This is a genomic window from Candidatus Paracaedimonas acanthamoebae, assembly GCA_017307065.1.
Taxonomy (GTDB): domain Bacteria; phylum Pseudomonadota; class Alphaproteobacteria; order Caedimonadales; family Caedimonadaceae; genus Paracaedimonas; species Paracaedimonas acanthamoebae_A.
This window is the reverse complement of record JAFKGL010000035.1, coordinates 1-14515: the sequence shown is the minus strand read 5'-3', so window position 1 is coordinate 14515 and position 14515 is coordinate 1. Positions and strand designations below refer to the sequence as shown.

At 39.1% G+C, this 14515-nt stretch carries 12 protein-coding genes and 1 tRNA gene; 7 read left to right on the top strand and 6 right to left on the bottom strand.

All coding sequences use genetic code 11. The features are described from left to right. Positions 1–969: 969 nt before the first annotated feature. Positions 970–1926, bottom strand: a complete 957-nt coding sequence (locus tag J0H12_07355; protein MBN9413715.1) for a hypothetical protein — start codon at positions 1924–1926, stop codon at positions 970–972. Between the two features lie 212 nt (positions 1927–2138). Beyond that, entirely contained in the window at positions 2139–2786 is a 648-nt protein-coding gene (locus J0H12_07350) for a hypothetical protein (protein MBN9413714.1), read from the bottom strand. 149 nt (positions 2787–2935) lie between these two features. Between J0H12_07350 and J0H12_07345 the strand changes: the two genes are divergently transcribed. Continuing rightward, a complete protein-coding gene (locus tag J0H12_07345) occupies positions 2936–3649 on the top strand; it encodes a hypothetical protein (GenBank protein ID MBN9413713.1) in 714 nt (237 codons plus the stop codon). A gap of 188 nt (positions 3650–3837) precedes the next feature. After that, positions 3838–5034: a hypothetical protein gene (locus J0H12_07340; GenBank protein ID MBN9413712.1), complete on the top strand. Its 1197-nt coding sequence runs from the start codon at positions 3838–3840 to the stop codon at positions 5032–5034. A 48-nt stretch (positions 5035–5082) separates the two neighbouring features. Here the strand turns inward: J0H12_07340 and J0H12_07335 are convergent, their stop codons facing one another. Next, positions 5083–7020, bottom strand: a complete 1938-nt coding sequence (locus J0H12_07335; GenBank protein MBN9413711.1) for a lytic transglycosylase domain-containing protein — start codon at positions 7018–7020, stop codon at positions 5083–5085. Between the two features lie 77 nt (positions 7021–7097). Here J0H12_07335 and J0H12_07330 point away from each other — a divergent pair, with 77 nt between their 5' ends. From J0H12_07330 to J0H12_07310, 5 genes are all read left to right on the top strand, one after another. Continuing rightward, complete coding sequence (locus J0H12_07330) at positions 7098–8006, top strand: 4-hydroxy-tetrahydrodipicolinate synthase (protein MBN9413710.1); 909 nt, start codon at positions 7098–7100, stop codon at positions 8004–8006. Further along, the gene (smpB, locus tag J0H12_07325; GenBank protein ID MBN9413709.1) at positions 7999–8466 is read left to right on the top strand and encodes an SsrA-binding protein SmpB; all 468 of its coding nucleotides are present in this window, start codon (positions 7999–8001) and stop codon (positions 8464–8466) included. Before J0H12_07330 ends, smpB begins: the two co-directional genes overlap by 8 nt. A 65-nt stretch (positions 8467–8531) precedes the next feature. Then, positions 8532–8606: transfer RNA gene (locus J0H12_07320), tRNA-Gln, on the top strand. A gap of 145 nt (positions 8607–8751) precedes the next feature. Further along, entirely contained in the window at positions 8752–8958 is a 207-nt protein-coding gene (locus J0H12_07315; GenBank protein ID MBN9413708.1) for a CsbD family protein, read from the top strand. Positions 8959–9017: 59 nt separating this feature from the next. Beyond that, the gene (locus J0H12_07310; protein ID MBN9413707.1) at positions 9018–9611 is read left to right on the top strand and encodes a BON domain-containing protein; all 594 of its coding nucleotides are present in this window, start codon (positions 9018–9020) and stop codon (positions 9609–9611) included. Between the two features lie 124 nt (positions 9612–9735). Here J0H12_07310 and J0H12_07305 read toward each other — a convergent pair whose 3' ends face one another. From J0H12_07305 to J0H12_07295, 3 genes are all read right to left on the bottom strand, one after another. Further along, on the bottom strand, positions 9736–10242 hold the full coding sequence (locus J0H12_07305) for a hypothetical protein (GenBank protein MBN9413706.1): 507 nt from the start codon (positions 10240–10242) through the stop codon (positions 9736–9738). A 127-nt stretch (positions 10243–10369) separates the two neighbouring features. Then, on the bottom strand, positions 10370–12478 hold the full coding sequence (locus J0H12_07300) for a glycine--tRNA ligase subunit beta (GenBank protein ID MBN9413705.1): 2109 nt from the start codon (positions 12476–12478) through the stop codon (positions 10370–10372). Next, positions 12475–13371 carry a glycine--tRNA ligase subunit alpha gene (locus J0H12_07295; GenBank protein MBN9413704.1) on the bottom strand — a complete coding sequence of 299 codons (897 nt, stop codon included), beginning with the start codon at positions 13369–13371 and terminating at the stop codon, positions 12475–12477. Before J0H12_07295 ends, J0H12_07300 begins: the two co-directional genes overlap by 4 nt. Positions 13372–14515: the final 1144 nt, after the last annotated feature.

Below are 14515 nucleotides of genomic sequence, written 5' to 3'. Positions count from 1 at the left end.
AAGGCTTTTTAAAGGCCTTCAAGGAAGAAAACATCATCTCTGACCATCTACTATTAGACTATCATACAATGATACATTTTTCAAGAAAATTCGAAACAATTATCAAACACAAACCACTCTTATAATCATTTAATATCAATATGTTAAAATTATTTTGAGTGTTATTTTTCACCTCTTTTTTCTTTTAAAAAGAAAGGGGATAAATTCCGGAATTCTCTTCTCATAAAGAAGTTTAATTTCACAATTTTTTCCTTCAATAATTTCCAACTTTCTTCTTTTTAATCCTTTTTAATTTTTTACAATTATCTGAGATGCAAAAAATGCGATATAGAAATTTTATCGCAACAAAAAAGATAAAAACTAATAAAATCAATTACTTTTATGCTTGCATTTCAAATTGGAGCCCGCTATGATATTTTTAGATAGGCAGTCGGGGGCTGCCAAAGCGTTCACTAAAGATCCAGCAAGTTAGGGGAGGGAACTTTAGATAAAAAGCAGGGAAGGCTTAAAGATTTAATATCACCCCCACCAATTCTTCCTTATAATTATTTTCATAAAAATACACTTCATCTTCTTAATGTATTTTAATTTTCTTAGAATCCGAAATTTTAGAAAAAGATCTTAAAAATTCCTAAGAGATTATTTCACACCCTCTTCTCTATTTTGATTTTAGAGAAGATTTTTCCTATTAAAACCCCATCCAGAGACCTCAAAATGCATCGATAGAGCGCTGCAAAAGGTCATGAGTGATTGTTGAGAGGCAATAAAGAAAATGTAATAGACCAAAAGGTGACAGACTTGATCTATCTGTTGCTTGAGATTCTCGGGACATGCCCGAGAATGACGCAAGTGGGAAACGGAAGTGCTCGTTGGAAAGATCTTATAGATTTCAAACCAAAAATTAGATCAGAATTAAAAAAGAGGCCTCCCAAGGCCTCTTATATTTTTAATAAGGGAATTCTTAAATTATTACTTTAGTGCAATAGCAATTCTAAATCTAGACTCACTTATTTTTTTGCCAGAAGGAAGATGAAGGTCATAATATCCTAGAAAACCATACTCATATCCTTGATCTTTTACAGTATGATCATTTCTTTTTTCATCACTATCAAGTTTCGCGATAGCATCCGGATGAGTGTCAAGAATATGAGAAATTCTTTGAACACCTAGTGCTGTCAGCTTATGGGATGCAAGCCCCCCTTCAAGTTCTACTTTCTTGGTAGCTACGTCTCCAGCAACGGTTGAATTAAATCCTATCTCTATGATTTTTCTTTTTAAAGGGATACCTAACAATTCTCTGATTTGTTCTTGAGTCAACTTTTCTGGTGCCCCTTTAAGAGGCACTGCAAATGTGACGCCTATTACAGGGTCTTTGTTTTCATCTTCTTTTAAGTAAGTAACCTTGGCAGGAGGTTGAAAAGTAATCTCATCATGAGTAACACTACTTGAAGCAGATAAAAATGCCGCAACTGGTTCATCTTTTTTTACGCCAGAACCGGCTCTTCGGCGACCATTTTTTGGCGATCTTTCGTCACTACTTCCTTTTGATTCTTTAATAGAATGTGTTTTATTTATAGGTTTTTTCCGGCTTTTAGGTGATTTTTCAGCATCAGCACTTTTTGAGGAAGATGCTTTTGCTATCAGCGCTTCTCTCCAAGCAAGTTCTTCTTCAGTAGGAGGATTTCCTGATGGCAGGATAGGTGCAGGTTCATCTAGTATAATCTCCCTCTCTTCCGCCATAAAAGGAACTCTAATTTGAAATGAAAAATTTAGCGCTTCTTTTTGAGGGGGAAAAGCAGGTAAAGAGCTTTCTGACCTTTCTGGTAATTCTTCTGGAAATTCTGTGCTAGAAGCCCAAAGAGAAGGCCCCATGCTAAGCATCCACATTGACACGCCTAACACAATATTCTTTGAAACAATTTTCATCTGTCGTCCTTTTTTATACTCATAAGTCTTCTTCTTATATCAGACTTTAATAAAAACTCAAGAAAATTGTCAAAATGGAATTTTTAAAATTAAAAATGTGCAGGCCACTCTTGTTTTTGCTTCAGGGAAATACTCACAAATCGGAAGGTTAGACAGCAAATGATGCTTTAAGTTTATAAACTGACAGATAAACTTATGGAGTAAATTTTTTCCTAAACAATCGTTTTAGGCTCTTTGTGTTTTTTAGGTTTTGTAAATCTTATTGTCAGAAGAACATCTGACATGTGCGTAAGAGAATAGTCAGCCTCAATTACTTTTGGAGGAATATCCGTTGCTTTGATTCTTTTAGTCCCATCTGACAGATTTGTTTTCTCTACTTTAGCCTTGATTTCTGGCGTTTTCTTAATGCCTTCTTTGATACTTTTCGCTTTGCTTTCTGTCGCTTCAACACCCTCAAATTTAATCTCTTTTAACCGAGCCTCTCTTCTAGAAAGAATCGGCTTTTTACCTTCTATAATTTCTAACAAAACTAATGAATCTATTGTTGAAGGTGTCTTCCACAAGCTTTCTGTTTTCTTCTCTGGAAGAGATTCAGTCTCGTGGGGCGTATTTTCTTTACTTGATTTACTAGATGCTTTTAAAAAAGCAAAGAGAGGATCATCTTCTTCTGTCGTCGATTTCTTTCGGGCCTTCGGCACCGTATGTGCTTTTAGTCTGGAGGGTTTCGGACTCTTTTTTTCAGGAGACGTCACTCCAATTTTTCTAGAAATAGGCATATTTCCGTCTACAATGTCTCCCTGGCTTGCAAAAACAGTACTGAAAAAAGTAAAAAACATCAGAACAACGGCACTTAATTTCATCGAGAGTCTCCCTTCCCAAAAAGATATATCTCGCTGCGAGTTCTTTCACTCTATAAATAAATTCCCAAAGAAGCAAAACAAATTTTTTATTGACATTCTGTCGTCCTTATTTTACCAATGAAATAATATTTGGATTATGGAGTTTAAGTATGAAACTTTTTAAATCTCTTGCCTTCACGGTACTTGCCCTCTCAATAACATCTGTTTATGCAGAAAATTCAAAAACTTCAGAAGACACTGAACTGCGTTTTCTTCGGTCACGCCCTGCCGAAAATGATCTTCGACATCTCCCCAGTGTGGAAACGGCAAAAAATGTGATCAAAACGAAAAAGATTCTTAAAAGCTGCTATGAGAAGCTGGAAAATGCCCAACAAAAACAGCAGAAAAAGCTCGAAAAAGCTCAAGCAAAGCAACTTAAAAATCGAGCAAAAATTAATGCAATTGAGGCCTTTTCTCCAGAAATCATCAACGATGATAATGTGTTACCTGCATTGGAAATGGTGTTCTTATATCCAGAAGTTAAGCATGACAAATTTTTGAAAAAAATCGACGATAAGTTCAATGAACTTAAAACAAAAGGGGAAGCCTATAAATATGTTTATGGCCTCGATCGTATGTATCGCGACGTTGGAAGAAATGCAAAATTTTATCAACTTAATCGTGAAGGTTTACGTGAACCTGTAAGACCTACCCATCTTCATGTTAAAAAAGTTTTTGCTCAACCAAAAGCAAAAAAAATGACTGCAAAGCCAGTAAATACCTCTGGTGTCAGAAAGGTTACTTCTGATAAGCCCAAAAAGCGTGTATTTGCAAGAAGAATGAAAGTCTGGACAGAAGAACAGAAACTCGCAGAAGCAGCTTAAGTTTTATCGTAAAGTCTTTTAATGTTTTAAAAATCCCTCGTTTTCGGGGGATTTTTTTTTATGTCCTACTCAATATTGTATCTTTGCTAATCACAAAAATAAGTGATGCATCTCTCGCACATTAGAAAAAGTTGCATAAAATTACATTTTCATATATATATTTTGACAAATAGAAAAAAGCGGGTCTTATGCTTAAAATGAAACTTTTATCTTTAACACTTTTTATCTCAACTTGTATTACGGGTGCGTATGCATCTTCACAATCTGATGAATTAGTTAAATCTCCTCCTCGCAGTGCAAATTTCAGACTTCAAGACTGGGAATCGGAAAAAGAAATAAAAGATATTTTATCTTCTCCTAATCTCACAGATGTTACTGTGATCATAGACGAGGTGTATCCATCTGAAACATCTGATGAGATTAGCAAAGGCACGGTTATTTTTAAAGAAATTATGGAAAAATTAACTCTTCTCCCTTCCTTGTCTTCTTTTTCTTTGCTTCTGCCCCCTGATGATATAAACATGCCCCTAAATTCTCTCACACAGTTAACTAATCTTACTTACTTAAGATTTAAAACTTCAGAATCGCCATCTGACACTACGCTCTTAAGAGATCTTATCATCATAAATACGGGTCTTACTTCTCTTAGATTAGATGTTCATAGTCTCCCTCTAGAAAGCACAGGTGATCTGATGGGGGTGATTGCTCATCATACCCGAATTACAAATTTACATCTTTTATCAAGAATAAATGACGGGGGGATTTTTCAACATTTAAAGAATGCCACTTCACTTACTCAAATCTCTCTTGAATATGAAAAATCTAATCAAGAAGATGATGAACATCAACAAAATTTCATTTCACTCACAGGGACACTTCCAAATAGCCTTCAAAAATTGAAACTTACGGTAGCACACTTAGATCCTGAGTCTCTTATAGGAAACTCTGAAGTAAAAGAAAATTTTAACAACCTTACAACTCTGACCCAACTTGATATAACATCACTAAAAACTTCTGAAGAAAAACCATTATATAACTGGCTTGAGTTCTTTAAATTTTTAGAATTAAACTATCTCAAAGATTTCGCCATATCCACGCGCGGTGCTAATATCCCTCACGGATATAAGAGCAAAACAATGGACGGAATAGCCTCATTTATTGAGAATCATTCACACTTAAGAAATCTTTCTTTGATAACTTTTGATCCAGCATCTATTATGAGAACAGAAGAGCCACTCTCAAAATACCCAACCTTAGTGCAGGCTTTAAAGGAGAATACGACGTTAATTTCCTTTGACGTTCAGGGTATTCTTTCTCCAACTCTTTTTAAACGAAGACTAAAAAGTAATCTAACCTTGTTAGATATATTAACGACAACTAAATAAATAATTTCTTTAACTCCCCAAGAATTATCCATTTTTGGGGAGTTTCTTCTATTCTTCTTCTTTTACCTTAAAAATGGCTTGATAAACCACGTTATTTTCCATCACACGCTGAATATAGTTGCGCGTCTCGCTATACGGTATCTTCTCGACCCAATCAATGGGATCAACTTCTGGATTTCGAGGATCGCCATATCGCTCTATCCATTTTCTAACACTACCTGGACCCGCATTATAGGCTGCTAGGGTTAAAATAATGGATCCTTGGTAATCTTCAAGACGCTCTTTTAGATAAGCTGTTCCAATCAGCATATTATAATGAGGATCCGTCTTTAAGCGGGTTTCGCTGAAATCAATACCAAGTTTTTGAGCCACCATTTTCGCTGTTGACGGCATCACTTGCATCATTCCACAAGCCCCTGCCTGACTTAAGGCCATGGGATTAAATTTACTCTCTTTTCGGATTAAAGCATGAATCATCGCGTCTTCTAAACATTGCAAAGACGTTTCCTTTTTGGAATCAACTTGGGGATAGGCTTCTTTATAATGGGTGTTATGAAAGATTGACATACTATCTGCCATTCCCACCGCAAATTGAGGAGATAAAGAGGATGCTAAAGAAAGCATCATTAAGGCCTCATGGGGAGACGAGGATTGGACAAACATATAGCCAAAAGGCAAAAGTTCTTCAGCAAGTCCCGCTTTATGCAATAGTTTAATGGCTCTTACAAATTCATGACTTTCAAACTGTCGCATTTCTGAAAGCGGAAAAGACAAGGATTTCAAATGAAAATTTTGTGGTTTATCAAGAGCTTTTAACGCAAGCTGCCCATAATATGTCGCGGGATAATAAGCGGACTTTTGATACCAGAGATGCGCTTCTTGAGGGAATTTTTGAGCATCCGCGGCTCTGCCTGCCCAATAAGCCGCTTTAGAACGAGAATAGGGTGTATTCACTTTCTGATAAAGGTGATCGAAGTGATGGAAAGCTTGTCTGGGCTGATTAAGAAATCTCAAGGAAATCCATCCTAAAAGCCATTCTGCCTCTACAAATTTCTCCCCTTGGATCAGGCCATGACGATGAATGACTTGATAGGCTTCACGATACCGCCCTGCGGTCATTAAATCACGCCCAAGGGTATGGCGGGACGACCAAAACACTTCCGGATACTGCTCAATGAGGGCCTTATTTTTCTTAAAAAAAGCATAAGCTTGAAGATCATCATTGCGTAAACGATATTTTAGCTCATCATGGATAAGCCCCACATCCATACGCTGTTTCTCAGAAAGAGTTAGCAAAAGCTTGAGGGCATCATGTTTTCTATCCCGTAAGGCGATTCTTACCTTAATGAATTGCCGAACATTTTTGGGAAGATACGAGGCTAATCTATTGGCGGCTTCAACTTTATTCTCTCGCAAGAGTCTTTGAGCACGCCCCAGATGAAGAGCAGGTGAAATCAAATTCTTATAATTGGTGAGAAGAATTTTTTCCTCGTCTTGTGAAAAGTCCTGATGAAGCCATGCTTTTTCAAGAATGATCTTAGCTTCTTTAGGAAAACCTTGCTGTTTTAAGGCTTGAATGTAAGCCACCACTCCTTTAGCCATCTTTGGAGGATACTTTTTAAACCAGGCAAGAGTTTGGGTAGGATTGTCGTTTTTTTTTACAACTAATTCCGCTCGCTTCTTAAACACATGGATCCAAGGCCACTTTGAATTTTTTCCAATAAACTTAGTGTATTCTTCAAAAGTTCCCATGGAGTTATCACTTTTTAGACGTAAGTAAGTCACTAACTTCTTAACTGTTGGGCATTGTTTTCCACTGAGACTTAAAGTTGCTTTGGACCAATTTTCTTGACCAGCCGCCTTTAGAGCGTCACCACAAATTTGGTATTCATATTCAATAGAAGGCAAAGCTATTCCAGGGAGGCTGCTCAAAACACCCCATAATAAAATTTTAGACCTTATTAAAAGGGTTTTTTTGATCTTCATCGCCTGCTTGCCCCTTTGACTTTACGCATACCCCACGGTATTGTCTTAGTATTATAGCTAAAATTTAAAGGATTTCTATGTTTAAAGGTTCTCTTGTTGCGTTGATCACTCCCTTTCAGAAGGCTCAAATAGATTTTGAGGCATTGACTCGCCTTGTCGAATGGCATGTGCAAGAAGGAACGCAGGGAATTGTTGCCTGCGGAACAACGGGAGAATTCTCAAGCCTTACATCCACCGACCAACGTGAAATTTTAGCAACTTGTATTCAGGCGGCTCACGGAAGACTTCCCATTATCGCAGGCATTAATGCTTTTGATGTAAAGAACGCCGTGGAGCTTATTTTTCAAGCGGAAAAAGTTGGCGCGCACGGAGTCATGGTTGTGAACCCTCCTTACATAAAGCCTACTCAAGAAGGACTCTATGAGTTTTTCAAAGAGATTCACGATCAAACAAACTTACCGATTATTATTTATAATAATCCTGGCCGCACCGGGACCCTTATTACGCCTCAAACCCTTGCTAGGCTTTCTAACTGTGCCCGGATTGTTGGCGTGAAAGATTCAAGTGGTGACTTGTTGTCTCCTTTAGAAGTGCGGCGACTTGCTCAAAAAGATTTTATCCAGCTTTGTGGGGAAGATCCTATGACTGTTGCTTTTTTGGCTCATGGAGGCGAAGGATGCATCTCTGTGACAGCAAACGTTGCCCCTCGTCTTTGCGCTGATCTTCATTTGGCCTGGAAAGAAAATGATCTTGAACGAGTCAGTTTTATTCGAGATCGCTTAGCTCTCTTGAATAAGGCTCTTTTCAGTGAAGGAAACCCTGTTCCCATCAAATATGCCGCTTCTCTTTTAGGCCTATGCCACAATGAAGTTCGTCTTCCTCTTCTTCCTGCCAGTGAACATGCTCGCACGCTCGTGAGAGCTGCCTTAGAATATGCAGAGCTCATCCCAAAAGAGGCAACCATAGGAAAAGAATCTCATGGCTAAGAGCTCAGGTTATAAAATTATTGCAGAAAATCGTCGTGCCCGTCACGATTATCAAATTCTTGAGACCCTTGAAGCCGGTATTGTTTTGACTGGATCTGAGGTAAAATCTTTGAGAGTTGGAAAAGCCAGCATTGTTGAATCCCATGCCGCAGAAAAAGCAGGCGTGATTCTTCTTCTGAATGCCACAATTCAAGAGTATGCCGCAGCCGCTATCTTTGGTCATGAAGCGAAACGTCCCCGAAAACTTCTTTTAAAACAAAAGGAAGTTAATAAACTTATTGGTTCCATCACCCGTAAAGGGATGACGCTTGTCCCTTTAACTATTTATTTTAATGAACGAGGTCGCGTAAAAGTTTCTTTAGGCCTTGCCAAAGGAAAAACAGGTGCAGATAAGCGACATAGTGAGCAAGAACGAGACTGGAAAAGAGACAAACAACGTCTTTTAAAAGAACGTTCTTAAAAATTCCTCACTCAGCAGTTGCATTCGAATAAATTTCTGCGTATGTTATGGCCATTGCTCATATTTGGGGAGTCGCCAAGTGGTAAGGCATCGGTTTTTGGTACCGACATTCGAGGGTTCGAATCCTTCCTCCCCAGCCATCTTTTTTCGCACATAGTCCTTTTACATCTATTATTGTTGCTTATTCCCTTATAAGTAGAAATTTCGCTATTTATTCAGCTGTTAAGTCTTTTTCTCATTCGTTACGGTTAAAGTGTTAACCCTTTTTTTAGAAAGGAATGGAAAATGACATATACAACAGACAAACTTACTGGAAAATGGAATCAAATTGTTGGATCTATCAAAGAAACTTGGGGAGATCTGACAGATCACGATCTTGAAAAAGTTAAAGGTAAAAAAGACCAATTAATTGGCCTCATTCAAGAAAAATATGGCTCTGCTAAAGAAGAAGTCGAGCATAAGATCAATGAATGGCTTGATAAAACTCATTAAAATCAGACCAATCTATCCCAAAAACACGTCATTCATTTTTAATTTAAGGAGACTTATACATGTCTAAACTTACTTTTAAACTCATTTTATCAACAGCTCTAGGAGCAACATTCTTAATAGCTCCCTCTGTGATTGCGAAACAAAAGACAGAGCGAGAAATTGCAGAAAAAAATGAAACAATGGGCGAATACCTTGATGATGCGGCCCTCACCACAAAAGTAAAAGCTGCTTTGGTCGGTGAACGTCATCTGAGTGCAGCGGATATTCATGTCATTACGACGCAAAACGTCGTCGAATTGAATGGCATCGTCAATAGTTCTGAAGAAAAACGTCGCGCGGAAGAAGCCGCCTCTAAAGTTAAAGGAATTATAAAAGTCATCAATAATCTTGAGCTTCGCACGCCCAGAAACGCTTCAGAAAAAAATGAAACGGTGGGTGAGTATGTTAGTGACGCGGCTGTGACAGCAAAAGTTAAGGCAAAACTTAAAGCAGAATCTTATTTTGATGCCAGCGACATTAAAGTGACGACGGTTAAAAATAGTGTTGAATTAACTGGCACAGTTCGCAGCGTAAGAGAAAAGCAAAAAGCAGAAAATCTTGCTTTAAGTGTCAATGGAGCGCATGAGGTTATTAATAACCTCACTGTCAGATAAGGATGATAAATCTCTTCTGATGAAAACCAAGAAGGCATTCTGTGAAGAATGCCTTCTTCTTTCATAACTTCTCAAGGAATTATCTCTGTTCTCTGCTTACCATCGCTTTCTTCAGGCAGAAATTTTATTTTTTCCTATAAAAAGTAGCCTGGAGACTATAGCCTTTAAGACAAGGGCCTTTTTCATCTTCAGGCTTTTTCTTCTTATAAAAATGGTACGTTCCAACAAAAGAAATATATCCTTCGCCCATCGTTCCGTGCGGACGAGCTTCTTCGACTTCATGCTCTACATAAATAAGCCTCTCTTTATCTGCCGTAATAAGATTTACTAAATTTTGGGTGTCAGCCATTTTATGAGCGGCCCACAATCCTGGTTCTATTTCTATAGGCTCAGCCACCAGATCAGGAATTGTGCTATGCCCTGTAGGCTTGACTTCTCTACGTTCAGCTCTCAATATGTCTAGTAATTTTTCTCGCTCAATCGTTTCGGGGCAGACAAATATATCTTTTGGGGTTATTTTTTTGTCCCCTAAAAAGTCATCAAATATAGTTGCAGAGGCTATCCCTATAGAGGAATTCCCTACCATTAACCCCACACTTAATAAAATCTTTGAAAATAAATGAGTGCGCATCTTTGTTCTCCTTTCCAAGAGAGTAATAAAAAGACTCACGCACTATCTTTCCATGATGGCTATAAAATTCCAATAGAAATCTATCGTCTATTCTCCATCAAGTGGCCTCAAAAATTAGAAGAAAAATCTACCCTCTTTCTTCAACTTGACTAAAATCAGCAACCTTCTCAAGCGTTTGGCGCATCATGGCCAACGTGTTCAAACGATTAGCCCTTAAGCTTTGATCTTCTGTGTTAACTGTCACGGTTTCAAAGTAATGATCAATGAGGGGGCGTAAAGTTGATAATTCATTCATGACACTCCTGAAATCATGTTTTTGAAGGCTCGTTTCTAAGAAAGAACGACGACTTTCGAGAGCCTGATAAAGCTCTTTCTCAGCCTCAACTTCTAAGAGGCTTTCTTGGACAGGTTCTGAATATTTCTTGCCCTCTTTGCGTTCTTCAATTTGCACAATGTTCACAGCCCGACGATAACCCGCCAATAAGTTAATGCCTTCGGATGATCCAATAAAATTTTCCAATGCTTTCACGCGTGCCTTTAAAACATAGAGAGCATCGTGATGACCCACAGCAAAAGCTGCCGTGATTGTATCATGGCGAATGCCTTGCTCTCTCCAATATACTTTCAGACGATCAAGGATAAAGGCCTTAAGTTGATCCAAAACTTCAAGTTGAGAAGGGATTTCTTTTTGAAGGGCGAGATGAGACTGATAAAGCGCAAGTGTCTTTTCAAAGAAAGTGGCAAGTTTAAGCTCTCCGCCTTGCTCTAGAATGCGAATAATCGCAAGGGCTATCCGCCGTAAAGCAAAAGGATCTTTTGAGCCTGTTGGACGAATACCTACGGCAAAGAATCCCACCAGTGTATCAATCCGGTCTGCCAACGCTAAAGTGCCCCCTAAGGCTGAATCTGGAAGAAGATCTCCAGCCCCTTTCGGAAGATAATGTGCCGCAATGGCTTCGGCCGCCGCCTTAGGATAGCCTTCAAGCTGCGCATAATAACTGCCCATAACCCCTTGTAATTCAGGGAATTCGCCAACCATTCCTGTCACTAAATCAGCTTTAATTAATTTCGCCGTTTCCCCACTCAAGTGAGAATCTGCCCCTAAATAAGGCGCTATTTCTTGGGCTAAAAGTTGGACACGCTCAACCTTTTCCGCCATTCCCCCAAGACGATCATGGAAAACAATATGTTGTAATTTTTTCGCATGCTCTTGAAGAGAAACTTTTTGATCTTGTTGATAGAAGAATTTGGCATCAGCAAGGCGAGCACGTAAGACACGTTCGTTACCTTGAACAAGCGTTTTTCCGCCATCTTTCGCCTTAATATTGGAAATCAGAATAAAATAGGGAGCCAACTGACCTTGCGCATCAACAAGGGCAAAATAACGTTGATGAACGCGCATACTCGTGATCAATACTTCTTTTGGAAGCATCATAAATTCTGGATCAATTTGCCCCAAATGCGCCTCTGGCCATTCGACAAGTCCTGTGACTTCTTCCAATAAACCTGGGTCTGGATAAATGGAAAGTCCTTTGTCTTCAGCAAGTTTCATAATTTGTTGCGTGATAAGGGTTCGCCGCTCCTCAGCAGAAAGGATCACATAATTTTTCTTTAATTGGGTTTGGTAATCTGCAAAATCTTTTACGGGAAAAGTCGCCTCTCCCATAAAACGATGCCCTTGTGTTTGGTTACCAAAGTTTATCACGGGCCCATCGCCGGTCTCATTGAAATGAAAAGAAAAAGGTAAAACTTCGCTATTAAAAAGACAAATACCAGAATGAGCCGGTCTTACCCATGTCTTCTGACCCAAAGCCCAGCGTTGCGATTTTGGCCAAGGGAATGCCGCGATAATATTGCTGAAAATCTCAGGAAGGATCTCTTTTGTTGGGCGCCCTTTTCGGTGAATGTTCGCAAATAAGAAGGTCCCTTTGGGGGTTTCTCGGTGAAGACACTCTTCAAAGGATAATCCTGTAGAAGCCAAAAAACCTTCAATTGCTGCTTGGGGTGCATCCACTCGGGGCCCACGTCGTTCTTCAGCCACATCTTGTTGCTGTATTTCAAGGCCGGTTGCATGAAGGGCAAGTCGTCGTGGTGTCACGTAAGTTTCAACAGTTCCTACCTTGAGCTGTTGTGCTTCTAGGCGCTCTATAAACAGAGCCTTTAAGTCTTCTGCTGCACGTCTTTGCATACGGGCAGGAATTTCTTCACATAAAATTTCAAAGAGAAGTTCACTCATGCTGCCGCTCCTTTATAAGTAGGAAGATTTTTTACATAAACCTCGCAACAGCCTTTTGCCAAGACACGGACGCGCCCGATGTAACTGGCACGCTCAAGCACACTAATAACCCCACGCGCATTCAAAAGATTAAAGATATGGCTTGCTTTAATGCAATGTTCATAGGCAGGTAGCGCAAGATTCTTTTCAAGGAGATTGTGACATTCTTCTTCAGCATCTTTGAAATGTTGAAAGAGGATATCAGTATGAGCATGTTCAAAATTGTAGGCTGAAATCTCTTTCTCATTCCGCAAAAAGACATCGCCATAGGTCATTTTAAGAGGCCCTTCTGCCCCATTCCAATCAAGATCATACACATTATCAATTTCTTGAACAGCTTGCATGGCAAGTCGCTCTAACCCATAGGTGATCTCTGTCGAGACCGGATTGCATTCAATGCCGCCAATTTGTTGGAAATACGTGAATTGGGTGATTTCCATCCCATCACACCACACTTCCCATCCAAGCCCCCAGGCTCCGAGCGTGGGACTCTCCCAATCATCTTCAACAAAACGAATATCATGCATTAAAGGATCAATCCCTAAGACTTTCAGACTTTCAAGATAAAGTTCCTGAGAATTTAAAGGAGATGGCTTGAGAATAACTTGGAATTGGTGATGTTGTTGCAAGCGATTCGGGTTTTCTCCATAGCGTCCATCTGTTGGGCGGCGTGAAGGCTGAACAAAAGCAGCGCGCCAAGGTTGTGGCCCTAAAGGTCTTAAGGTTGTTGCAGGATGAAATGTTCCTGCTCCCATTTCCACATCATAGGGTTGTAAAATAACACACCCTTGTTTCGACCAGAAATCTTGCAATTTGAGAATAATATTTTGGAAACTAGTTTCTCGCATACTCATGAATTTACTCTTGATTATTAAAAGGTTGCTTAAAGGTAATCAGTCCATCCAAGTGGGTCAAGTGCTGATCCATTACATTTTTTAAAAAAAAGAAGTTTTTTGATCTTCTTGCGCTTGTTTGTGTTTCTTCTTCATATTTGTTTGTTAGATTTTTTATTTCCATGCTTTCCAGGTGTTTTGCTTCTCCTTGCCGGACATAATTTAGGAGGGCTTTCTTTTGGGCCGTTTCAGCCTGTAAAAATCCTCCATTATTCTCAAAGGCCGCATTTTTATTCTCCCTGTTTTGTTTATTTAGTTTTCTAATCTTTGTGTGCCTTTCGGCACGTTTTTTCTTTGTTGTAGGGTCTCATCAAAACCTCTTATTTCTTGGTTTTGATGTTCTGAGGTCATCGATAAAGTTTCCCTCGGGTTTTGCTCTTATGAGGTTAACCGTGACGTCTTTCCTCAAGTTATGCTCTGCTTTACCTATGTCATGTCCTTCTCCTTTCTTTGTTTGTCGTCATCTCAATAAAATCTAAGAATCCTTCTTCTTCCTTTCCAGACTTCAGATTTCATCATGTTTATTCCTATTCAGTCCTGGCGGATGACGAGCGAAAGGTTGCTATCTCTTTCGCTCTCTTTCAAAGAGTGCTTTAACCACTCAATGTGCCCTTCTCTTTGCAACCTATGGTTCTTCTCCAACGAGCTCTCCCGTTTCTTAACCTACGTCATTCTTGGGCGTGTCCCGAGAATCTCAAGCAGCCTATAGATCGAACCTGTCACCTTTCGATCTCTCCCAAACCTTTCCATCATGGATTGGTTCATTCTCATTCCTTTTGTCACCACCACCCCTCTCTTCACCATGCCTCTCACGCATGCTGAGGGATACTTCCCTCCTTTCATTTGGCAAAGAGAGGGTATTCGCTCAAATAAGAGCGTTAAAAAGAACTCTTCAGAGTTTGCTAGACTCTCTTAATTTAAAGGGACGGAAGGAGAGGAATTATTGAAGAAGATTGAAGGCTTTTTAAAGGCCTTCAAGGAAGAAAACATCATCTCTGACCATCTACTATTAGACTATCATACAATGATACATTTTTCAAGAAAATTCGAAACAATTATCAAACACAAACCACTCTTATAATCATTTAATATCAATATGTTAAAA